This is a genomic window from Cellvibrionales bacterium (genome assembly GCA_016713115.1).
In the GTDB taxonomy this organism is placed as follows: Bacteria; Pseudomonadota; Gammaproteobacteria; order Pseudomonadales; family UBA7239; genus UBA7239.
Genome location: JADJPU010000001.1, coordinates 2,226,095 through 2,247,705 on the forward strand (window position 1 = coordinate 2,226,095; position 21,611 = coordinate 2,247,705).

The 21,611-nt window shown below is 50.1% G+C and carries 17 protein-coding genes, 2 tRNA genes and 2 pseudogenes; 16 read left to right on the forward strand and 5 right to left on the reverse strand.

Going from position 1 to position 21,611, the window contains the following annotated elements:
* Window positions 1-66 precede the first annotated feature (66 nt).
* The 4 genes from IPK30_10995 to IPK30_11010 all read left to right on the forward strand — a co-directional run bounded on the left by IPK30_10995 (window position 67) and on the right by IPK30_11010 (window position 5,731).
* Entirely contained in the window at window positions 67-2,382 is a 2,316-nt protein-coding gene (locus IPK30_10995; protein MBK8103768.1) for a xylulose 5-phosphate 3-epimerase, read from the forward strand.
* On the forward strand, window positions 2,376-3,734 hold the full coding sequence (locus IPK30_11000) for an MBL fold metallo-hydrolase (GenBank protein MBK8103769.1): 1,359 nt from the start codon (window positions 2,376-2,378) through the stop codon (window positions 3,732-3,734). The genes IPK30_10995 and IPK30_11000 overlap by 7 nt, the downstream gene beginning before the upstream one ends.
* 82 nt (window positions 3,735-3,816) lie before the next feature.
* A complete protein-coding gene (locus IPK30_11005) occupies window positions 3,817-3,924 on the forward strand; it encodes an IS3 family transposase (protein ID MBK8103770.1) in 108 nt (35 codons plus the stop codon).
* 82 nt (window positions 3,925-4,006) lie between these two features.
* Window positions 4,007-5,731: a hypothetical protein gene (locus IPK30_11010; GenBank protein MBK8103771.1), complete on the forward strand. Its 1,725-nt coding sequence runs from the start codon at window positions 4,007-4,009 to the stop codon at window positions 5,729-5,731.
* On the opposite strand, the gene IPK30_11015 is transcribed toward IPK30_11010, so the two are convergent.
* Window positions 5,728-8,055 (reverse strand): FdhF/YdeP family oxidoreductase, encoded by a 2,328-nt coding sequence (locus IPK30_11015; protein ID MBK8103772.1) that lies wholly within the window; start codon window positions 8,053-8,055, stop codon window positions 5,728-5,730. The two genes, IPK30_11010 and IPK30_11015, sit on opposite strands and share 4 nt — an antisense overlap.
* 170 nt (window positions 8,056-8,225) lie before the next feature.
* Between IPK30_11015 and IPK30_11020 the strand changes: the two genes are divergently transcribed.
* From IPK30_11020 to IPK30_11035, 4 genes are read left to right on the forward strand one after another with little or no spacing between them, the layout of a single operon-like run.
* A complete protein-coding gene (locus IPK30_11020) occupies window positions 8,226-8,561 on the forward strand; it encodes a winged helix-turn-helix transcriptional regulator (GenBank protein ID MBK8103773.1) in 336 nt (111 codons plus the stop codon).
* Window positions 8,548-9,051, forward strand: a complete 504-nt coding sequence (locus IPK30_11025; GenBank protein MBK8103774.1) for a rhodanese-like domain-containing protein — start codon at window positions 8,548-8,550, stop codon at window positions 9,049-9,051. The genes IPK30_11020 and IPK30_11025 overlap by 14 nt, the downstream gene beginning before the upstream one ends.
* A gap of 1 nt (window position 9,052) precedes the next feature.
* Window positions 9,053-9,868: a sulfite exporter TauE/SafE family protein gene (locus tag IPK30_11030; GenBank protein ID MBK8103775.1), complete on the forward strand. Its 816-nt coding sequence runs from the start codon at window positions 9,053-9,055 to the stop codon at window positions 9,866-9,868.
* Between the two features lie 27 nt (window positions 9,869-9,895).
* Entirely contained in the window at window positions 9,896-10,588 is a 693-nt protein-coding gene (locus IPK30_11035) for an MBL fold metallo-hydrolase (GenBank protein ID MBK8103776.1), read from the forward strand.
* Between the two features lie 61 nt (window positions 10,589-10,649).
* On the opposite strand, the gene IPK30_11040 is transcribed toward IPK30_11035, so the two are convergent.
* The 4 genes and pseudogenes from IPK30_11040 to IPK30_11055 all read right to left on the reverse strand — a co-directional run bounded on the left by IPK30_11040 (window position 10,650) and on the right by IPK30_11055 (window position 15,584).
* A tRNA-Gly gene (locus tag IPK30_11040) sits at window positions 10,650-10,725 on the reverse strand.
* A 36-nt stretch (window positions 10,726-10,761) separates the two neighbouring features.
* Window positions 10,762-10,837: transfer RNA gene (locus IPK30_11045), tRNA-Glu, on the reverse strand.
* Window positions 10,838-10,974: 137 nt separating this feature from the next.
* The gene (locus tag IPK30_11050; GenBank protein MBK8103777.1) at window positions 10,975-13,719 is read right to left on the reverse strand and encodes a biotin carboxylase; all 2,745 of its coding nucleotides are present in this window, start codon (window positions 13,717-13,719) and stop codon (window positions 10,975-10,977) included.
* Between the two features lie 151 nt (window positions 13,720-13,870).
* A pseudogene (locus IPK30_11055) lies at window positions 13,871-15,584 on the reverse strand (acetyl-CoA carboxylase carboxyltransferase subunit).
* Window positions 15,585-15,787: 203 nt separating this feature from the next.
* Here IPK30_11055 and IPK30_11060 point away from each other — a divergent pair.
* From IPK30_11060 to IPK30_11095, 8 genes and pseudogenes are all read left to right on the forward strand, one after another.
* Window positions 15,788-16,243 carry a cyclic nucleotide-binding domain-containing protein gene (locus IPK30_11060; protein MBK8103778.1) on the forward strand — a complete coding sequence of 152 codons (456 nt, stop codon included), beginning with the start codon at window positions 15,788-15,790 and terminating at the stop codon, window positions 16,241-16,243.
* Between the two features lie 22 nt (window positions 16,244-16,265).
* Window positions 16,266-17,003: a hypothetical protein gene (locus tag IPK30_11065; GenBank protein MBK8103779.1), complete on the forward strand. Its 738-nt coding sequence runs from the start codon at window positions 16,266-16,268 to the stop codon at window positions 17,001-17,003.
* A 60-nt stretch (window positions 17,004-17,063) separates the two neighbouring features.
* Window positions 17,064-17,348 (forward strand): annotated as a pseudogene (locus IPK30_11070) (pilus assembly protein).
* A gap of 21 nt (window positions 17,349-17,369) precedes the next feature.
* Window positions 17,370-19,175, forward strand: coding sequence for a hypothetical protein (locus tag IPK30_11075; protein ID MBK8103780.1), 1,806 nt, complete (start codon window positions 17,370-17,372; stop codon window positions 19,173-19,175).
* On the forward strand, window positions 19,172-20,128 hold the full coding sequence (locus IPK30_11080; protein ID MBK8103781.1) for a hypothetical protein: 957 nt from the start codon (window positions 19,172-19,174) through the stop codon (window positions 20,126-20,128). The genes IPK30_11075 and IPK30_11080 overlap by 4 nt, the downstream gene beginning before the upstream one ends.
* Window positions 20,121-20,357, forward strand: coding sequence for a hypothetical protein (locus tag IPK30_11085; protein ID MBK8103782.1), 237 nt, complete (start codon window positions 20,121-20,123; stop codon window positions 20,355-20,357). The genes IPK30_11080 and IPK30_11085 overlap by 8 nt, the downstream gene beginning before the upstream one ends.
* Window positions 20,358-20,365: 8 nt before the next feature.
* Window positions 20,366-20,812 (forward strand): hypothetical protein, encoded by a 447-nt coding sequence (locus IPK30_11090; protein MBK8103783.1) that lies wholly within the window; start codon window positions 20,366-20,368, stop codon window positions 20,810-20,812.
* 6 nt (window positions 20,813-20,818) lie between these two features.
* Complete coding sequence (locus IPK30_11095) at window positions 20,819-21,604, forward strand: DUF3659 domain-containing protein (GenBank protein MBK8103784.1); 786 nt, start codon at window positions 20,819-20,821, stop codon at window positions 21,602-21,604.
* Window positions 21,605-21,611 lie beyond the last annotated feature (7 nt).

Here is a 21,611-nt window from a genome sequence, read left to right on the forward strand (position 1 = left end):
TTATGCCAGAGGCTTCCTCTCTAAGAATTAAAAACGCATAATTTATATGGTTATAAAGAGGTGTTTATGCAAGAAAATAAAACTAACAATCAATTGAGATGGCAGCAAGGGCAAGGTCCTATTGCTCATCGTGCAGATACGGTAAAACGCGTGGCAGCCTTGGTAGAGCGTTTAGTGGCGGCTGGCAGTGTTGCCAGTGTAGAAAGCGCGTACGCGCTGCTGGCGGCGGCTGACAAACTCACTTGTGTGGCCATGAATGTGGTTGTGCATATGACTTATGCGCAGCGCATCGACTTAACGGGTAAACCCTTGCCAGCTGAGGATTTCAAATCGACCCCTGAAGGACATACCGGCGGCGCACTCAACATGGTGCCGGCCTTCGTGGGCTATCTGCTAGCCAATGCGCTAACCGGCAACACGCGCGGCTGGGTGATGGAGCAAGGACATTGCGTGGCGGCAATTGAAGCAATCAATGCGCTGACGGGCGATGTATCCGACACACAGCGCGGGCGCTATGACCGCAGCGCTGAAGGCTTGTCTCGCCTGATCAAAGACTTTTATTCGTATGCCATGGATGCCAATGGACGACCTGCCGTGCCGTTGGGCAGTCACGCAGGAGCCAATACTGCGGGCGCTGTGTCAGAGGGTGGCTACCTAGGGTTTGCTAGCCTGCAATATGTGCACATGCCACTGCCAGGGGAAAGTTTGGTGGCTTTTTTGAGCGATGGTGCTTTTGAGGAGCAGCGTGGCTCGGATTGGGCGCCGCGTTGGTGGCGTGCAGAAGATTGTGGCTATGCCATTCCTGTGATGATTCTCAATGGTCGTCGCATCGAACAGCGCACACAAATTGTGCAAGAAGGCGGTGCAAATTGGTTGGCTGAAGATGTGCGGCACAACGGCTTCGCCCCTCTGATTGTTGATGGACGCGATCCGGCGGCGATTGCATGGGCTGTGATAGAAGCGGAGGCAGCACTGCGTACATTTTCAGCGCAGCCAGACAAACACTATCCCGCTCGGCTTCCTTATGTCATTGCCGAAACAGAAAAAGGATTCGGTTTTCCAGGCGCGGGAACCAATGCCGCACATAACTTACCGCTGCCAGGCTGCCCATGCTGTGACGAAGCAACGCGTGATTTATTTAACGCTAGTGCCAGTACATTGTTTGTACCTGAACAGGAATTGAGTGAGGCGATTACTCGGCTCACTAATCATCAACAACAGCAGCGTGAGAAAGAGAGTCAGCACCCGATGGCGCATCGCAATCCTGCGGCACTGCAATTGCCAGAGCCAACCAATAGCGAGATTGGTGTTGTTGGTAGTGCAATGAGTGCGCTGGATCAATGGTTTGTTAGCTTGGTGGAATCCAATCCATCTTTGCGTGTGCGCATTGGCAATCCTGATGAATTGGCTAGCAACAAGATGGGTGGCACGCTGCGTTTGTTAAAACACAGGGTGAATGTGCCGGAAGCGGGTGTGCCAGAAAGTTTGCACGGTGCAGTCATCACTTCGTTGAACGAAGAAGCTGTTGCTGCTGCAGCGCTTGCCAATAAAGGCGGGTTAAACCTGATTGTTAGTTACGAAGCATTCGCCGTAAAAATGCTGGGCATTTTGCGGCAAGAAATTATTTTTGCGCGTCATCAAAAAGAAATTGGGCATGCGCCAAAGTGGTTGCCTGTGCCGTTAGTGGTAACTTCGCACACATGGGAGAATTCAAAAAACGAACAATCGCATCAAGATCCAACGATTGCAGAAACTTTATTGACGGAAATGTCAGACATTTCGCGCGTTTTATTTCCTGTGGATGGCAATACCGCAACAGCTTCTTTGCATAGCATTTATGCCGGACGAGGGCAGGTGGCTTGTGTGGTGGTATCGAAGCGTGATGTGTCACATCGATTCAATGCAGAGGATGCCAAGGCATTAGTGACTCACGGTGCGGCGCATGTGGCTGGTTCTTTGCGTGATGCAAAAATTCAATTACTTGCTATTGGAGCCTATCAATTGGAAGAAGCCTTGAAGGCGCAAGAGTTTCTTGCGCAACAAGGTTGTTTGTCTTGCGTAACAGTGATTGTTGAGCCAGGGCGTTTGCGTGTGCCGCGCGACGAATACGAAGCGGAGTTTGTATTGGATGACGAATCTTTACATGCGCTGTTTCCGCCACATTTGCCGCGCGTATTGTTAACGCATACCAGACCGGAGCCTATGTTGGGCGTATTGCGTCGTTTGGATGGTGGTCCAAAAAATATGTGTGCATTGGGGTACATCAATCGCGGCGGAACTCTGGATGTTGCCGGCATGTTGTTCGCTAATCGATGCACGGCTTCACATGCCGTTGATGCTGCATTAACACTGATTGGAAAAAGAGAGACTGCTATATGCTAACGCTGACATGCCTTGGTGGTGCTGGAACGGTAACAGGTTCAAAGCATTTATTAACTTGCGGCAACGCGCGCATCATGGTCGATTGTGGTTTATTTCAGGGGTTAAAAAACCTGCGTGAATTGAATTGGCAGCGGCTGCCTAGTGATCCTCGTGAAATCGATGCGGTTGTTTTGACGCATGCTCATTTGGATCACTGTGGATATTTGCCGCGATTATTGCTGGATGGTTTTTACGGCGATATTTTTTCAACCTCTGCCACGCGAGATTTAGCAGAGCTAATACTGTTAGACAGTGCGTGGATTCAAGAGAAAGATGCGGAATACGCCAATCGAAAAGGGTTTAGTAAACACAAACCGGCACAGCCTTTGTATCGTGTGCGCGATGCGGAACGCACCGTCGCACTATTCAATACAGTGCCGTTACATCGCACGGTCGATCTGCCAGGCAATGCAAAATTGTTGTTGCGCAGAGCCGGGCATATTTTGGGAGCGACAACCGCGCAAATTGATATCGATGGAAAACGCATCGTTTTCTCTGGAGATTTGGGGCGTTATAACGATTTGGTCATGCATGATCCTGAGTCTGTGCCATCGGCAGACTATGTGGTTATTGAATCAACTTATGGTAATCGTGTGCATGATCAAACCGATCCAGTGGATGCATTGGGCGAAGTAATTGAGTGCACGGTACAGCGCGGAGGCACGGTAGTTATTCCGGCATTTGCCGTGGGGCGAGCGCAGTCATTAATTTACGATTTGTGGTTGTTGCGTCAGCAGGGAAGGTTAAAAAATGTACCTGTTTTTCTCGATAGTCCCATGGCGACCAGTGCTACGGAGTTGTTATACAAACATAAAAATGAACACCGTTTAGATAAGCGAGATTTTGAGGCAGCTTGTCATGCAGTGAATTACATCCAGAATGTTGATGAATCAAAAGAGTTGTCAGCAAACCGTTATCCCAAAGTTATTATTTCTGCCAGTGGCATGGCAACGGGAGGGCGTGTGTTGCATCACATTGCAGCTTTTGCACCAGATCGCCGAAATACTTTGTTGTTCTCAGGTTTTCAAGCGGCTGGCACACGCGGTCGTAAATTATTAGAAGGTGCGCGCGAAGTGAAAATATTTGGTCGTTGGTTGCCAGTCAATGCAGAGGTAAAAGAACTGCCCATGTTGTCTGCGCACGCTGATAGCAACGAATTGATGCGGTGGTTATCTGGTTTTGAAGCGGCGCCGAAAAAAGTGTTTATCGTGCATGGTGAGGCAGAAGCATCGGAAGCGCTGCGCGAGCGCATTCAACGCGAATTGGGTTGGCAGGCGTGCGTGCCGTTGCAAAATCAAACCATTGAACTGTAACTGTTTTTTTAAGCCGACGCGTGGATCAACACAGGGATTTCTTTGTATGCCGGTGTGCGTGTGTATTCTGCCCCGTGAAATTATGAAGCAAGTGGTATTTGAATATATTGAGGTGTATTACAATCGAAACCGCCGACACAGTGCTATCGGGCGTATCAGCCCTGAAGCATTCGAGGTGAAAACAGCTTAACAGAGTGCCCGTGTTTGGTGGGGAAGATCAAAGATCACTCCTACTCTTCGTAAATCAGAACACATCATTGTCGGATCTTTTAATGACGAGAGTAATAACAAGTAGAAACATCCAGCTGCTCACTTGTGTTTGTGCGGTTTTAGCGATAGTTGTTTTTTTTAAAAGCTTCTGGGTGACCGAAGATGCTTTTATTGGGTATCGAGTTTTAGAGCAATTCAGAATAGGAAATGGGCCGGTATGGAATGCCGGTATTAGGGTGCAAATTTTTAGTTGTATTGGATGGTTCTATCTCCTTGTTATCGCGGGTTTTTTTATACACAATATTTTCATGTCGCTAGTCGTAGTAAATACAGCGGTATTTGCTTTTTTCTTATTTACAGCAAAAAAAGTTTTTGGAGTGACGGTAGAGTTTTGTTTATTTATATTGTTTTTATTGATGTCAAACAGTTTTTATGATTACACCAGTTCGGGGTTGGATAATATCCTAGGGTTCGCTTTTATTTTATATCTTTATTATAGGTATAAGGCCCAGCTAGGCTTTGTAAAAGAAACGCTGCCAAAAAAAGAGTTTTATACGATCACTTTTCTCACCTCGATGATCGTCTTTGCGAGGCCAGACCTTATTCTATTTTCTGTGCCGCCTTTCCTTTATGTGGTGTACAAGTATCTGCCAAAAATATCCTTATTGTTTAAAGCGGGATTGCTTGCAGCACTTCCTGTAGTGGCGTGGTTGTTATTTAGTATTGTGTATTACGGAAAGCCACTGCCTAATACGGCATACCTAAAAATTTTTAATGGGATTCCGGAAGATATTGTTCTGGCAAGCGGCATAAACTACCTGCTGCAGCACACAGTTTTTGATCCCTATATGTTGGCTACAATAGGCCTTGGTTTTATCGGGGGCTTGTTTTTCTTAGAGCCATGGAAGAAGGCTTTTGCTGTTGGAATGATGGCGTATTTTTGCTATGTCATTTCAATTGGTGGGGAATATATGCTGGGACGATTTTTGAGTTATCCATTCCTTGTTGCCGCGTTGTTACTGACGGAAATCTTCAGAAAATTTTCTTTATCAGAAAATAAAATAAAGAATCGATTAAAGTTTCTTATTCCTATTTTCGTAGTATTTGGATTGACAACGACTGAAAACCCCATAACAAGGCCGTGGACATACGGTAGGCATTTGCCTTGGTCTGTGACACAGGATGCAGACATCCAAGCCATGGGTGTTGTCAATATGCGCAAGGCCTATTACTCAACTTCGTCTGCAGCATGGTTTTATAACGAGGCGCGTACAGCAACTGCGAATCAAGACAGTGATGTCAGGTTCGGCGTTGATCTGAAAAAATCAGGCGATAAAGTTGCTGTTATAGGGGCAACAGGAGCCACTGGATACTACGCTGGAACGGAGATAGTGCTACTCGATTACTTTGGGTTAACCGATCCGTTTGTGGCGATGCTCCCCTCGGTGAGAATGAACTTTACATCCCATTTTGAAAAAGAACTTCCAGAAGGGTATTTCGAGAGTTTTCTGGATGAAAAAAATACGCTAAAAGATCAAAAACTTGATGAGTACTATCGTCATATTAAGTTGATTACTACAAGCAAAGACTTGTTTACGCTAGAAAGGTTTAAGGCCATCTATAAGCTGAATACTGGGCAATATGACTACCTGCTGGAAGATTATCGAAAAGATATCGAGCGCAAACGAAATTTTAAAATCCATACTTACAAAGTGTGGGGAGCCGATATTGAAAAAATAATTTTTGAGAAACTTGGGTTAATTCCATCGATAGAAGCCGTAAATTAAACCGCAGCATTCACCAGTACTGGGATTTCTTTGTATGCCGGTGTGCGTGTGTATTCTGACAGCGACGAGGCGTGCAGCAGTGGTGTGGCTTCGGGGAAATACGCCGCCACGCAGCCAGCAGGGATGCTGTAACGCACGACTTTGAAACCTTTTACCACGCGCGCAGCTTCGTCGCCGTCGCCGCAGCTGTGCAGATCCACCAAATCGCCATCTTGTAAGCCGCGTTTTTGTAGATCCTCTTGGCTGATAAACAGCACATTGCGTCCACCGAATACGCCGCGATAGCGGTCGTCTTGCCCGTACACCGTGGTGTTGAATTGATCGTGTGAGCGCACGGTCATCAGTGTTAAAACTTCATTGCCGTGTTTGATGCGCGCGCGCTCTACTGGGCCGTGAGTGCGCAGTGGATGCACACGAAACTCCGCTTTGCCACTGGCGGTTTTCCATTGGCGCAGGCGCGCCGTGTTGGTCAATGTAAAGCGACCTTGCTCGTGAATTTTTCGGTTGTAGTCGCTGAAATCATCCACCAAGCCGCGCTGACATTGTTCGATCGCATTACGGATCAGGCTGTAGTCATCTGCCATTGCCAACCAAGGGATACCGCTGTCTGGCGCCAGTGCTGCACCGAGGTTCGCGACGATGGCTGGCTCGCTCATCATGTTGCTGGACAGCGGCGCTTGCACACCGCGTGAGGCGCGCACATTGCTCATGGAGTCTTCCACAGACACTACTTGCGCAGTGCCACTACGCAAATCAATGTCTGTGCGCCCCAAGGTGGGCAATAACAAGCCCACTTCGCCAGGGTAGCAGTGTGTGCGGTTGAGTTTGGTGGCGATGTGCAGAGTGAAGCGGCAGCGGCTGAGGCCGTCCAGCACGCGCACGGAATCCGGGGCTGCTGTGCCAAAGTTGCCGCCCAGTGTGAAGAAGGCGCGCACTTCGCCCTTGAACATTTTTGGCATCAATTGACCGGCATCCAAACCCGCTGCACGGGTGATACTGGCTTGCGGGAATACGGTGCTCATGTTGTCCAACCAGCGTTCGGACACCATAGAAGTGGCGCCCATGGTGCGATCGCCCTGCACATTGCTGTGACCGCGGACTGGCACTGCGCCAGCACCGGCGCGTCCGATATTGCCGCGCAGCAGCAGTAGATTCATCAGCGTTTGGATGGTGTGTACGCCGTTCTCGTGGTGTGTAATCCCCATGCACCAAGTCGCCATAGCGGCGGGGGCGGCGGCGTAAATCTCAGCCAGTTCGCAAATATCGGCTTGCGCGATGCCCGACTGTTCGACCAGCGCACCCCACGCTGCTGCCGCTAAATCGGCGCGCAGGGCTTCGAAGCCGGTGGTGTGTTCCGCAATGAACGCTTCGTCCAATACCGGCTTGGTGTTGTTGGCTGTTGCTTGGGCGTGCATGTCGAACAGGTGTTTCATCACACCTTTGAACAGCGCGAGGTCGCCACCAATGCGTACTTGGTAGATGCGATGCGCCACCGCCATGCCGGTATTGGCGATCATCTCGCCCATGGCTTTCGGGTCAGAAAAATTGGTAAAGCCGCGCTCGCGCAGCGGATTGATGGCAATGATCTTGGTGCCGCGCGCTGCCGCTTCGTGCAGCGCACCCATCATGCGTGGGTGGTTGGTGGCAGGGTTTTGCCCAACCACCAAAATCAAATCGGCCTGTTCAAAATCGTCCAACGAACAAGTGCCTTTGCCTACGCCGATGGATTGCTTGAGTGCGAAGCCCGAAGATTCATGGCAGAAATTGGAAGAGTCGGGCAGGTTGGCACAGCCGTAGGATCGCGCCACCAGTTGCCACAAAAAAGCCGCCTCGTTACTGCTGCGGCCAGAGGCATAAAATGCCGCTTGGTCGGGCGAGATGGCTTGCAATTCTGCGGCGGTTATCGCAAAGGCTTTCTCCCACGAGATGGGCTGATAAGTGCCACTTTCTTGTGTGTAGAGCATGGGAGTGGTGAGTCGACCTTGGAACTCCAGTCCGTAGTCGCTGCGCGCGCGCAGTTGGTCGAGGGTTTGTCCGGCAAAGAAATCAGGGCCAGTTTCCTTGCGCGTCATTTCCCACGCGATGGCTTTGTGGCCCTGCTCGCAGCTATCGACGGCAGGCTTGCCCGGTTTGTCGGGGAAGGCGCAGCCGGGGCAGTCAAATTTGGCGAGTTTATTGGCTTGCAACAGCATGGATGCCGCTTTGAGTGGAGACATGCCTTGTGCGGTGTAGGACTTAAAAGTGCTTTTCACTGCACCGCGCCCGCCAGCGGGTTTGTCGCTGTGGTCTATGCGGATGTATTTCGGTTCGACAGCTTCAGGCATGGCGCACTCTCCAGTGATACAGGGCAAAGCTCGTTAGCTTTTTACTGGGGGATTTTGTGCGGCAGTTTACATCATCGTTAGCGGCTGCTTTTACGGCTGCTCTTTATATATTAGATTTGCATAAATTATATAAATCTAATATAAATACAGCAGAGCGTTGGAGTAAGCAAATGAAGGCAGAACAAATGGCAGCCAATGTGCAACGGGCTTCGTTGTTTTTGAAGCAGTTAGCGAATGAAAACCGACTGCTGATTTTGTGCGCATTGATAGAGCGTGAGATGTCTGTGAGTGAAATGGGCGAGTTAGTGCCATTGAGCCAGTCATCGTTATCGCAACACCTAGCCAGCTTGCGGGATGCGCAGTTGGTTACGACACGCAGGCAGGGCACGGGCATTTTCTATTCGATTGCCAATCCTACTGTGAAGGCCGTCATACAAGTGCTACATGAACAGTTTTGCCCTAACGGTATTTCATCCAATACAGAGGTTCCCTATGAAAGTTATTGATGCAAAGACATTTCAACAAGATCAACGCTATCGCCATCGCATTATCGATGTGCGTTCACCAGCCGAGTTTCGCGCCAATCATGTGCCAGGCAGTGAAAATCTTCCCTTGGATAAGGTACAGGCAGGCATCTTGCCCACACTGAACGATGGGGAAGTCATCACCCTGTTGTGTCAGTCGGGGAAACGCTCAAGCGCCGCCTGTGAACTGCTCACGGCGAAGTTGGGCGGCAATGTGGTGACCATTGAAGGTGGGATAGTCGCACTTGCTCAAGAAGGTGTTGTTTTAGAAGGCTCTGGCAGAGCGTGGTCGCTAGAACGGCAGGTGCGCTTGGTGGCCGGCACACTGGTGTTTTTAGGCAGTCTTTTGTCTTTGCTGCAACCGTATTTTTTGGCAGTGCCGCTATTTGTCGGTGCCGGCTTGATGTTTGCGGGTATCACAGACACTTGTGGTATGGCGATGCTGTTGGCGCGTATGCCTTGGAATCGTTGAAGTGGCTGTGCTGATTGGCATCGTCATTGGCTTGGTGCTGGGGCTGACAGGCGCTGGCGGATCGGTACTGGCGGTGCCATTGCTCGCACTGTGCCTCAAGTTGCCGATGAACCACGCCGCAGGCATTGCCTTGGGCGCCGTTGCGGCCAGTGCTATCAGCGGTGTGATTCAGCGCATTCACAGCAAACAGGTGTTGTGGGTTCCCGCTGCCATTCTCGCAACCACGGGTGCCGCTGTGGCGCCAATGGGCAGATGGGCGGCGCACGGCTTACCTGAAGCGGCACTGTTGATTGGTTTTGTGTTGCTGGCCAGTGCTATCGCAGTGCGAATGTGGCGCCAGGCCGTGCAACAACCGGATACAACACGCGTGATTCGTGCCGGTGCGGAACAACAGACTGAAGTGGTTACGCTGCTGTGTCCATTCAGTGCAACGGGACACTTTCAGCTGCAACCGCGCTGTATTGCAGGGCTGGGTGTGGGTGGCGCGGTGGTGGGTTTTTTGTCTGGCATGTTTGGCGTGGGTGGCGGCTTTCTTATTGTTCCTTTGCTGATGATGCTATCAATTGTCCCTTATGCCATCGCCGTGGCGACTTCGCTTGCCGTAATTGCGGCGATTTCCAGTGCTGGATTTCTCAGTTATTTGCTGATGAGCCAAGAAGTGTTATCAAACACATTGCTGCAAGTTGCTGGTGGTGGCGTGTTAGGCATGTTTGTGGGATTTCTTATTGGTCAACGCGTAGCGGGCGCAACATTGCAGAAATTATTTAGTGCCAGTGTTGTTTTGTTGTCCGCTGCGTTGTTGTTAAAACTCATTTGATTTTTTAATAAACAGAGGTGAATAGTGATGCTGTTTCGTCAATTGTTTGATCACGACTCATGGACTTACAGTTATTTGTTGGCTGATGAAAAAACAAGAGAAGCTGTGTTGATTGATCCTGTCGATATACAAGTGGATAACACGCTTCGCTTGTTGGAAGAACTGCAATTAAAGCTAGTTTTAAGTATTGAAACCCACACGCATGCAGATCACATCACTGGCTCTGGTTTGTTGCGCAAGCGTACAGGTTGTATGACACGCGTGGGTGCACAGAGCGCAGCCAGTTGCGCTGATGGCACTTATCAAGACGGGGATATCCTCACCGTTGGCGCGTTGCGACTTCAAGTGCTGTACACACCAGGTCACACCAATGATTCTTATTGCTTTGTGTTAGACAACGAAAACCAGCCTATGGTTTTTACTGGCGATACATTGTTGATTCGTGGTTGTGGTCGCACCGATTTTCAAAATGGCAATGCGGGGCAGCAGTACGACAGTTTGCAACGATTATTAGCATTGCCGCCGCACACACGCGTGTATCCCGGTCACGATTATCGTGGTTGGTCCGTCAGCTCCATTGCAGAAGAAGCGAATAACAATCCGCGTATTCGCCTGCCTTCACGCGATGCTTTTATCACGCACATGAACAGCTTAATGCTCGCAAATCCCAAATTGATGGATATTGCCGTGCCCGCCAATCAATCATGTGGAAAGGCGTGAAGTCAGCAGGCTAAAAATTGCCAAGGAATGGCAAAAATGGGTTTGGATTACCGTGAGATATTGGAGCGGAAAAGGAGACTCGAACTCCCGACCCCGACCTTGGCAAGGTCGTGCTCTACCAACTGAGCTATTTCCGCTCGGCGCTGATGCCAAGCGGCATCAGTGAAGAAAAGTGGCGTCCCCTAGGGGAGTCGAACCCCTGTCGCCGCCGTGAAAGGGCGGTGTCCTAGGCCTCTAGACGAAGGGGACGCATAGGTCTTCGTTTGAAGAGCGCGCATTCTATGTAGCGGAATGGAATGCGTCAAGATTTTTTACATTTAATTTTGCGTGTTGTAAAAACAACAAAACCAGCGCGAGGCTGGTTCTGTCGGTGGATTGCGAATGGATTACGCCAAATTGCGGTTGATAAATTCGTCCGTGTATTTTCTGCGGCGCGCTTTGATCTGCTCCGGTGACTCCACCACCACGATTTCATCCGGCTTGATCTTGAACAGCGGCTGACCTTTTTTGATGATCGCTCCGTCAACATCTACTAACACATCTGTTACGGTGCCGGCAAAAGTGGCATGCACTTTGTTGAACATTTTCATCACTTCAACAATGTACAACACATCGCCTTTATTGAAGTGCGTGCCAACTTCCAAATACTTCGGCGTGCCCGGCGCTTCACGCGGATAGAACATACCGCCAGAGGCAGCGAGAATTTCATCCGATTTAGCAGCCGGTGGTGGCACCAACACTTTCGCCATTTTGTCTTGCAAGTCTTTGTCATTCAGGCGCTCAGGAATATTGATCGACAGATCGGCATTCACGCTCAATGAAAAGAAATTGGCCTTGTCGGCAATATAGGGCAGCAGGTTCAAAATATCGCAGCCTGCTTGATAGCCTACATGCGCAGCTTGCACCGCTGCCCAATCTTTTTTCGCAATGCCTTTTGGCGCTTCGTTTGCTGCGAGCAGCTGCTGCAAATCGCTCCACGCAGGCGTACCCAATTTTTCGTCGAGCGCAGCGTAGAAACACACAGCGTCTTGCAGCACTTCGTTGTCGTGATCCCAAATTACATAAGCAGCCGGCGCTTTTTCTTGCGCTTCCATGTTCAGGTAGTGATAGGTTTCCGCCAGAATTTTTACCGGATTTTCCAGCCAGCTCACTTGTCCTTTGTTCACTTTGAAATGCGCTTTGTTCAGACTCAACCAGCCCGATAAAACATGTGGGTTGTCTAACAAGGGTTCAAAAATGCGATCGAACAAAGTGATTTTTCTATCAATCACCGCAGCCATGGCTTTTTCAGCCTCTTTGCCAACCTGTGCGAGTGCCGCTTGGCGCACGGCTTTCCACGCGTGCGCAATATCAATTTGATTGGCTTGTTCTTTCAATGCGCCGACCAAGGTGAGGTAAGGCACGATGAAGCGCGTGGTGGGGCGCGCATTGATGTTGTTGCCGACAAACCAATTCACCAAACCGTAGTGAAAATCTAAATTGGTGGCAAGGTCTTTGCCGCGCAATACGGTGCGACGAATCACTTCGCTCATCAAAGCGTAAGTGCCCAAACGATCTTTGCCCGTGGTGAGCAGCAGCGCGATATTGGAATCGTATGCGCCAGCCAGCGTGTATTTCATGAATACATCGGTGTCTGGGTTGTGCATGGAGATGCCTTGATCGTCGCGAATTTCGCCGTCGATAGGATCAGACCATTTGGTAATCACGCCGCCCGCATGTGGTTGCAGTGCGTCGTTCGTTGCATTCAAACGCGCTTCAACAGAAGACAATTCGCGCACGCTGCGCGATGGTTTTGGCAGGCGTTTGCCGTGGCGTGCCAGCAACACCATCACATTTACCAATGAAGTAACGGTGAAGTTATCGCTCGCATTGTCAGGGTTGCTAAAGGTGAGGGCGTAGCACAATTCAGTGACGCGGTGTTCCACCTGAATGCGCGTGTTCATTTCCATAAAGTAGTGGCGTTCGCCATCGACGATGCACTCAAAGGTGGCCACAGAATTCAATTTAACCGCTTGGCCAAAGCGCACGGCTTCATCTTCCATTTTGCCGAGTATGGTGATGTCGCGTTCCAATTGTGTGGCTTCTGCTTTTTTACCCGCTGCTTTGGCTTCTGCGTGTGCGTTTACCAAATCTTCATGAATAACTGACACTTCCAGCAATTTTTGTTCGTGCATTTGCAATGAGCAATCGCGACCGCCCATGGTGATGCACCAATCGCCATTGCCCACCACCTGAATTTCTTGGTGGCGCGTGGTTTCGATGTTCATTTCGATCAACACGTTTTTGTTGTCGCCCACGCCGTTGCATTTCACTTCGGCGAGCACTTCGCGCACCAGTGCCGGTGTTACCGCAGCGGCTTGTTTGATCTGTTCTTCTTTGCTGCCTTTGTAAGAAGACGGTGCGTTGAGAATGCGCTGACCTTTACCGCCGCCGCCGGAAATCGCTTTCAAGCGAAAACGGTTGTTTGGGTTTTCTGCAAAAATTTTCAACATTTGTTGATGCAAAGTCACGCCTAAGTCATCCACGGTGATGACATCCACGCGCGCTTTGTAAGAAGCTGTGAGCACAGCTTCGGCTTTGTCTTCCAGTGTTTTCAGTTTGTCGAGTTTGACATCGAGTTTGAACTCTTTGGCAATTTTGGCGAGGCCCGCTTCATTTTTGGCTTTGGCAATCAGCGCCAGTGTGGTGCCGTTGTTGATGCCAGGCGTAACAGAAACGCCAGCGGCCAGTGCGGTGCGTTTGGCTTCGTCTTTTAAACCTGCTGCGCTTTGCGTAAAAGAACCGGGGCCGATAAAAATCAAACCGGCTTCTTCCATCGCAGAAACCATTTCTGCGTCTTCCGACATAAAACCGTAGCCCGCAAAAATACTGTTGTAGCCATTTTCATGCGCGATGCTAACAATTTGTTGAATGCGTTGATGGCGCTCTTCTTTGTTGGCGCCGGTGTAATCGGGCACGCGGTGTACGCGCGAAGGATCGGTCAATTTGCGCAGCTCAGGCGCGAGCGCGTTGGTATAGGTGATGGAGTCTTTTTCCGACAGCAAAATGCCGTAGCCGTGGATGCCCATTTCATCAAACACATCCATGGCTTCTTTGCGAATAGGGCCACGACAGATGATGAGGGGTTTCATGTCGCGGCAATCAAAACTGCGCACCCAGTCGGAGGCGTGTTGATCGAGACGACGATCGCTGTGAATCAAAGGGTTGTTCAAATAATTCTTTTTACTGCCCACGGTGTGAACCTCTAAATGCTTTTTAAGAATAGATTAGCTTGGAAATCGATTAGAAAAATTCGCGCTGAATATCTACCAGCGGCGATGGTTTATAGCTGCGCAGATGCAGCTCGAGGTTCAGTGCAATTTCTTTGCGCAAATCGGATGGCATCACGATAGAAGAAATCGAACCCAGCGACAGGGCTTCATTCGGGTTCATCAACTCGCGCTCGTAGCGTTGTGCGAGCAGGGCTTCTTCTTGCTTGCCCCAAGCGGCTGCACCTTGTGGATCTTTTGCCGCGCGCGCTTTTACTTCCGCGCGAATTTTGCGCAGTTCGTCTTTGTAAACAAACTCTACACCCGCAGGTCCCATTACCGCGAGGCGCGTAGTGGGCAGCGCAATCACATGGTCAGCGCCGGTGGGGTAGTTATTGTAAGAAGCGTACGCGCCGCCAAATGCGTTGCGAATGATGACAAGAAAACGCGGCGTGCGCAGATCAATAATCGCATCCAACATGGCGCGACCAGCTTGCACAATGCCGCCAGTTTCCTGTTCGCGACCGGGCAAAAAGCCGGTGGTGTCTTCCATGAAAATTACAGGAATGTTGTACAGGTTACAGAAGCGGATAAAACGCGCATTTTTGTAGGCCGCTGCAATATCAATCTGCCCTGAAGCGACAGCGGAATTGTTGGCGACAAAACCGGCGACATGGCCACCGATGCGTCCAAACGCGCAAATGGTATTGCGCGCGCGTTCAGGTTGAATTTCAAAGAAATCACCGTGATCGCAAATTTGTTGAATCAAAATAGAAATATCAACCGGCGTGTTGAAACCGCTGGGTGAGTTGAAGCTTTTTCAGCAGGATGTCGATGTCCCAGGTTTTGCGATCAACCGGATCGCTAGTGGCGCGGAACGGCGCGGCGGTTTCGTTGTTGGAGGGCAGGTAGTCGAGCAGCTCGCGCACCAAGTACAGGGCGCTGGCTTCGTCTTGCACTACAAAATCGGTAACGCCGGATTGCGAGTGCACGGCGGGGCCGCCGAGTTCATCGGGCGTCACATCTTCGCCGAGCACTGACTTCACCACCCCTGGGCCAGTCAAGCCAAAGAAGGTTTCGTTGGGTTGAATCACAAAGCTGCCTTGGCGCGGCAAGTACGAGCCACCGCCAGCGTTGAAGCCGAACATGCACATTAAAGAAGGCACGCGGCCAGAGATTTTGCGCAGCGCAGTAAACGCTTCGGCGTAGCCGTCCAAGCCGCCCACGCCGGCTGGTACATAGGCACCGGCGGAATCGTTCATGCCCACCAAGGGAATACCGAGCTTGCCAGCCATAGTGAACAGGCGCGCAATTTTCTCGCCGTTGGTGGCATCCATGGAGCCTGCGCGCACGGTGAAGTCGTGACCGTACACCGCTACATCGCGGCCTTTTACTTTAATGATGGCGGTGACCAAGCTGGCACCGTCGAGGTTAGGCCCCCAGTTTTGGTACAGCACATTGGGTTCGCTGTCGTGGTCGGCCAGCACTTGAATGCGCTCCCATACCGTCATGCGCTTCTTCAAATGTTGGCGCTGGGTGTTGCTCACCCCTGATGCAAGTTTGGGGCGCTGAATTAAGTCATGCCCCATTTTGAGCGTGGCTTCGTATAGGCCTGGCTCGTAGCTGTGCTGCCCTGGAATCTTAAAGGCAACTTCACAGTGTTCGGCAAAGGGGTTTTTTAATGAAGGGATGGGCGTGGCGGTTTTGGTGGATTTTGAGGCGGAGGACTTGGCAGGTGCTTTGCTCATGGGCGGGCTCGGTTGCGACTTGGAATAGGGCGAATAAAAGACGCGGAACGATACTTTTTTGAGGTAGGGGAGTCAACGGATTGCAGGGGGGCTCGTAGCCTGCTGGGCGGCGTGCTGAGCTTATGCAATCGACACTTAGTTCCTGTTTTTGCAAAAGCCAGTTACACTAATCCCACGATAACAATCGGAATTACTAGGGGCGCATGGAAAACGCAATCGAAACGTTTCTAGAAGAATCCTTTCTGTTCTCCGGTCTGAGCGAGTCAGATCGAGAAATCGTTGAAGAACATATGTATGAAACGCATTTGGATGCGGGTGAAGTGTTGTTCAAGGAAGGCGATCAGGGAGATTTTCTGTGCTATGTGGTGCAGGGCAAGTTGCAAATCACCAAAAAAAATCAGTCTGGCCGCTCTATCGAGCTGGCCGTGCTGCGCCGTGGTCAGCTGATTGGTGAAATGGCGATGATCGAGTATGCCCCTCGCTCAGCAACAGTCACAGCATTGGAAGAGACCGTACTAATGGTACTAACCCGCAAAGGGTTTGAGTTGTTACTGAATCAACATGCGGATATCGGCGTGGTGATTCTGCGCAGTTTGGCTAAGTTAATGAGTATAAAGATTCGCGATCTGTCGGAAGATTTCGTTGACCTTCTGAAATAAAAAATAGAGGAACCGTATTGCCATGGAAAGTCGACACGCACGTTTTGTCGTATCTGTTTTTGCTGGAGTGTTCTGTGCGGCACTGATGAGTGGCTGCGCCTCTGTCGCCACAGAAAGTGCCTATGTGTTTCTACCGGAAAACGCCATAGATAACCCCAACCACAAAGACCCTTTTTGCGCACACATTCGCAACTATAAAGGTGCTGAGCCTGCTTATTTTTCCAAGTATTATCCAGAGGTAGATTTCACTGCGCGTTTACAGCTATTGGCGCCGCGTGTCATCAACCAGCACAGCGTTGGGCCCGGTGTGATCGTGCCTCTGCCGGTGATTCCTGACCCAGTGGGTAACGGCAAGGCGGCGCAGTATCGCAGCGCGCCTGAAGCGCAATTTGAAACAGTAAAAATCGCCGTTTATCCCGATCCATTTCGCTCTGGCTATTTTTTCACGCCATCACAAGTGTGGCTGGAAACCAGTGGCAAGGCTTTGCATCCCATCAAAATTTCACGCCACTTTTCTGTAAATCATGAAAATCGGCAAAAAGTATTGGGCATCGTGCGGGAAAAATTGCCGTCGCAGAGCGGTGAGTTCAATGCCTATGTGTTGGAGTTCAATGTAAAAGGTGTTGCCGGTTCTTATATGAACTTGCATATGGCTGGTTTTGATCGAGAAGGCATGCCGGTTGCTCGTCAGGTGTTTCGTTTAGTGACAAATCAAGCGCAAGTGTTTGATTGGAAATACGACACTGACTGCAATATCTAGTTTTATTGTTGGCAGGGTTTCCGGCTTGCTCTGCTGATATTTTTCCTAAGCCGCAACAGCGTGGAGTGAGCTATGAAAAACGTTTCTGTAAAAGGTCAATTGAAACAACTGGGTCAAGGTATGACGGAGTACATCATTATCGTGGCTCTGATTGCGATTGCCGGCATTGCGGCATACAGCTATTTTGGCCAAACCATGCAGGGTGCGGTGGCAGATGTTTCCACAGAATTGTCTGGCCAACAATCTAAAGACACCGCTAAAAAAGGTGCGGCAGACGCAGAGAAGGAAGCTGGCACGGTGGAAGGCATGGGCACGTTTGACGACAACCAGCAAGGCCAGCAGTAATTTTTCTGTGACCAGTCAGGGATGAACTCGCGCTGGCTGTGGTTGTCATGGCACGCTGTCGTTTTGCGGCAGCGCGGCCAGGCCATGCTGTTAGTTTTATTGTTTCTGACCGTTTTAATGTTGTCGCTGTTGGTGCTGTTTAATACCTCACAACTGACGCGCGACAAAATGGAAGTGCAAAATGCCGCAGATTCCGTGGCCTACAGCGCTGCATTATTAGAAGCGCGCCATCTCAATTTCACCGCTTACACCAATCGCGCGATGATCGCCAATGAAGTGGCGTTGGCGCAAACCATCGGCCTTGCAACGTGGTTGATGAAATGGGGTAGCACGTTTATCAGCCTTGGAAATGTTCTCAACCAGATGTTGATGCCAATTCCTATTGCCGGTCCAGTTTTGGCAGGTATAGTGAAGGCGGTGCTTACGACGGTAGGCCAGGGTATCGCAAAATTCTCCAATCTGGTGGGGCAGTTTGCTGGCGTTTATTCAAAGCTGGTGACTGGCTTGAACACGTTCTACGGCTACTCGCAACTGGCGTTTCGTTTCGGCACGTACGAAACCATGCTCAGCATCAGTGACGACTTGATACAAAAAAATGCCCCTGGCGCAAAGATGGGTACAGTGTCGGAGTTTGTGCAGTTCTTGAATATGTTTTTGTTTGAGCAGTACAACAAGGGCTGTAAACCGGCTGATGCGATGAGCAAATCGGCGACCAAAGAAGATCGCGATACCAACCGCGCTTGCATGCGGCAAATGGCGGCGACAGTGAATGATTCGCGCGATTTGTGGAGCAAGAACCGCTCCAATTATTCCCTAGGCAAGGAATTTAAGCTTGTTTTCAATACGTTGTTTGGGCCACTTGGTTTTGGTGCCAAATTTGGATTCTTTCAAGAAGGTGGAACAACCCTGCGCTATATCGCCGGTACGGGTCCGGCTGCCAACCGCGAGCATTTCAACTGGTCATCGATGGATACCAACGAATTCAAACTGGGTCTGAAGCTTTGGATTTTCAGTAGCAGCCCTATCTCTGCTGAGCTTCCCTTCCCCATGGGCTTCGGAACAATGCAGCTTGCCCATACAGACAAGAAAGATAAAAAACAATATAAATTGATGGATCTATTTACAGGAGGTACGGCGCTGGGCGCGGCCGGTTGGAATGCGGCGTATGGTGATAGTTGGAAGAACAACCCAGCATCAAGTGCCATGGCATCGCCAGGCAAGGCGTTTTATCCGTGGGGGCCAAACAACACCACGCAAGTACAGAGCTACGGCGATTTGTCGCCGTTCCACACGATTGATCCCGATTTTTTAAATGCCTCAGGGCAGAGCTGGCAGTTTGACTGGCCGGGCACGATTCCGCCGCCGTATGTGGTGTGGGTGTATATGCCGGAAAAAAATACGCGCACATCCGACAATATGGGCGCCACCAGTCCCGCAGGAAATTTGCAGCTCGAAAATATGGCGGCGGGGCAATCTGCGGATGACCCGGTAACACTCGGGCCTTTTGGTCAGAAGCCCGGTTTGCAGGCCATCTCCAGCGGTGAAATTTATTACAAACGCACCGACGGTTTGGATGAAGAACCCAATGCGTTCAGCCCGTATTGGGGCGCGCGTTTGGCGCAGGTCGATAACATGGTGTTGATTTCTGCCATGTTTGCACAAGAGCCTAAACTGGCTTGGGCTTTTACGGGCATCCAGCAAAGTTCGTATGACTTGGCAGGGCAAGTGGATAACGTCAAGCAGTCTGTGACGGATGAAATGACCGACATGGACGGCTATGCCAAAGACATGATCGAAAATGCCATCAAGGGAATTTTCGGTTTATGAACGGTGTGCGCCGCCATCAGCAACATCGTCATTGGCAATACGGTCAGGCAATGACGGAATTCGCCATCGTCGCTGCGGCTGTATTGGTGCCGCTATTTTTGATTTTGCCGGTGCTGACTAAATACGGCGAAGTGAGCCAAACCTCGGTAGAAATGGCGCGCTATGTGGCATGGGAGCGCAGTGTGTGGCACGAGCCAGACAAAATACCTGCCGGTGTCGAAATTGTGGGCGGCAGCACGTTTCCTGCAAAAACGTCTAGCGTGATTGCCAATGAAGCGCGGCTGCGTATGTTGGGCGCGCCCAATGCGCCGATATTGTCGCAATCCGGCGCTGTGCTGAATGATTCATCGCTAAATCCGTTTTTATTTGATTACCAAGGCAAGCCGCTGGTTGATGTGGGCGGTGTGCAAGTCAATGTAGAAAAACTGCAAGAAACGCCAGGCATCGGCTATGAGGTGTTGCGGTTTTTTACTAAAACCCTGCAACCGGTTTATAAATTGTTTAGTTGGTTGGGCAGCAATCGCAGCAATTTCTCGCCCAATCTGGATGGTTACTTTGAAAGTGACAGCCATATCGTTGGCATTCCTCTCAACAATGTTTCTTATGTGGTGCCGGAAGATCAGAAAAAAAATGGCCTGGACACTATCGAAACCGTGCATTTGGCGATGTATGCCGATTCTGCTTTGTTGGTGGATTCCTGGAGCGCGCAAGGGCCTGCCATGTTCAAGACGCAGACCGGTGGCTTGGTGCCGAGTTCATTTTTGAATAACGATATTCTTAATACAATGCGTGATGTGTTGTCGGTACTTTTATTGGAGCCAAAGTTAAAACAGCCTGACCCCGGTAGTTCCGATGGTTGGGATATGGGCGGTTACAACACCGACCCGTTCAACATTGGTGTGGATGAAGCGAATATCTGTGACAAAAACGGCGTGTGCTCATTCAATGAATAAGCTCAGGTTGCTGGCATGGGTTTTTCTGGTGTTGCCTGCGCTGGCGCAAGCGTGGCCATCGTTTGATCGCCCTGATTTTGTGGAGACAGACTGGACGGCTGACGACATGGTGTACAACGGCGTTCGCATGTATATCGAGAATATTCATTGTGATTGCCAGTACGAAAAATTCTTAATTTCTACCGAAAACATTGGGCAGAGGGAGAAATCGACGAGAAAGGTTTCGTAGAAAATGATTTGGGTGAGTTGAAACAAATCAGCAGAGGCGATGAAAACTATTTCTTTTCTGTGCAGGTAAAGCCAGATCCTAAAGATGCAGAAAAGACCGTTGGTAGATTGGTCATTAGTGAATTGCCAGGCAATCGCAGCACAAAAGTCATATTGGGTTCTGGTGTGCCGATGATGGGAGATTCGGAAGTGGTATCCGATATTAGTGATGCCATGCCAGGAAAACGGGCGCGCACGGTGTTGTTACTGAATGAGAAAAGTATTGTGGACAACATGGATTTTTACCGTATGCATTATGAAAGCGCCGGTTGGAATTCTTTTTTGACGCCAGTGGACCCTTCGGTGGGTTCGCAGGCGCTGTCATACAGAAAAGACAGCGTGGATGTAAATATTGCTATTCACGAACAAGAAGGTGTGTCGGTGGTGTTGTTTAACGAAGTGAAAACGGCGTTCTGAGGGGGTATGAAAATTTACCAGCAAGGGCAGTCCAGCATGGAGTACATCGTAGTGACATCGGCGATTGTTTTTGCGCTGATGCAACCGATTACCCCGCCGGGCTCCTTGCAGTGTCCGGCTTCTTCGCAGCGTACGGAGTGGTCTAACCACGAAAACAAATGCAGTGTGATGGAGATACTAGGACAGGTGTTACGCAATCGTTATGAAGGTTATTCCTACGCAATTTCTGCATCGGAATATCCAAACTTTTTGGTGAATTTTAATAACGGCGGTAATGGTGGTTCCGGTGGTGGCTCGGGTGGTGGCTCTGGCGGCGGTTCTGGTGGTGGCTCTGATGATGGTGGATCAACTTACACGCCACCCTCTGGTACGGAGGCGATTGGTTTAGATGGCAAAACAGTGATCGGCACAGTTTTGGCAGGCAATGTTTACGACGACCAAGGCAATTTAATTGGCACGATTGATGGCGAAGGCAATGTTATTGATAACGACGGCAACAAAATTGGCACTTACCCCGCAGCGGGTGGCGGCATAGGAGCCAGCTATGTGGCTGTGGATAAAAACGGCAATGTATTGGGCAAAGTTGATAAAGATGGTTTTGTGGTCGATGACAACGGCAATATTGTAGGGAAGCGCGATGGTGATGATGTTTTACAAACAGATGCCTTAGGCAATGTGATTCTAGATCAAGACAATAAACCGACAGTAATTGGCAAGGTTGGAAAAGTGGCAGGCAATGGCGACATTGTTGATAGTGATGGAAATGTCATTGGACAAATTAAATTAGAGTGATGATTAG

Bases quoted from the DNA above. Each gene is read 5' to 3' on its own strand.
- IPK30_11060 (MBK8103778.1), top strand. From the start codon at position 15,788: ATGGAAAACGCAATCGAAACGTTTCTAGAAGAATCCTTTCTGTTCTCC.
- IPK30_11035 (MBK8103776.1), top strand. From the start codon at position 9,896: ATGCTGTTTCGTCAATTGTTTGATCACGACTCATGGACTTACAGTTAT.
- IPK30_11000 (MBK8103769.1), top strand. From the start codon at position 2,376: ATGCTAACGCTGACATGCCTTGGTGGTGCTGGAACGGTAACAGGTTCA.
- IPK30_11015 (MBK8103772.1), bottom strand. From the start codon at position 8,055: ATGCCTGAAGCTGTCGAACCGAAATACATCCGCATAGACCACAGCGAC.
- IPK30_11025 (MBK8103774.1), top strand. From the start codon at position 8,548: ATGAAAGTTATTGATGCAAAGACATTTCAACAAGATCAACGCTATCGC.
- IPK30_11050 (MBK8103777.1), bottom strand. From the start codon at position 13,719: ATGAAACCCCTCATCATCTGTCGTGGCCCTATTCGCAAAGAAGCCATG.
- IPK30_11095 (MBK8103784.1), top strand. From the start codon at position 20,819: ATGAAAATTTACCAGCAAGGGCAGTCCAGCATGGAGTACATCGTAGTG.
- IPK30_11020 (MBK8103773.1), top strand. From the start codon at position 8,226: ATGAAGGCAGAACAAATGGCAGCCAATGTGCAACGGGCTTCGTTGTTT.
- IPK30_11005 (MBK8103770.1), top strand. From the start codon at position 3,817: ATGAAGCAAGTGGTATTTGAATATATTGAGGTGTATTACAATCGAAAC.
- IPK30_11010 (MBK8103771.1), top strand. From the start codon at position 4,007: ATGACGAGAGTAATAACAAGTAGAAACATCCAGCTGCTCACTTGTGTT.
- IPK30_11075 (MBK8103780.1), top strand. From the start codon at position 17,370: ATGAACTCGCGCTGGCTGTGGTTGTCATGGCACGCTGTCGTTTTGCGG.
- IPK30_10995 (MBK8103768.1), top strand. From the start codon at position 67: ATGCAAGAAAATAAAACTAACAATCAATTGAGATGGCAGCAAGGGCAA.
- IPK30_11080 (MBK8103781.1), top strand. From the start codon at position 19,172: ATGAACGGTGTGCGCCGCCATCAGCAACATCGTCATTGGCAATACGGT.
- IPK30_11085 (MBK8103782.1), top strand. From the start codon at position 20,121: ATGAATAAGCTCAGGTTGCTGGCATGGGTTTTTCTGGTGTTGCCTGCG.
- IPK30_11065 (MBK8103779.1), top strand. From the start codon at position 16,266: ATGGAAAGTCGACACGCACGTTTTGTCGTATCTGTTTTTGCTGGAGTG.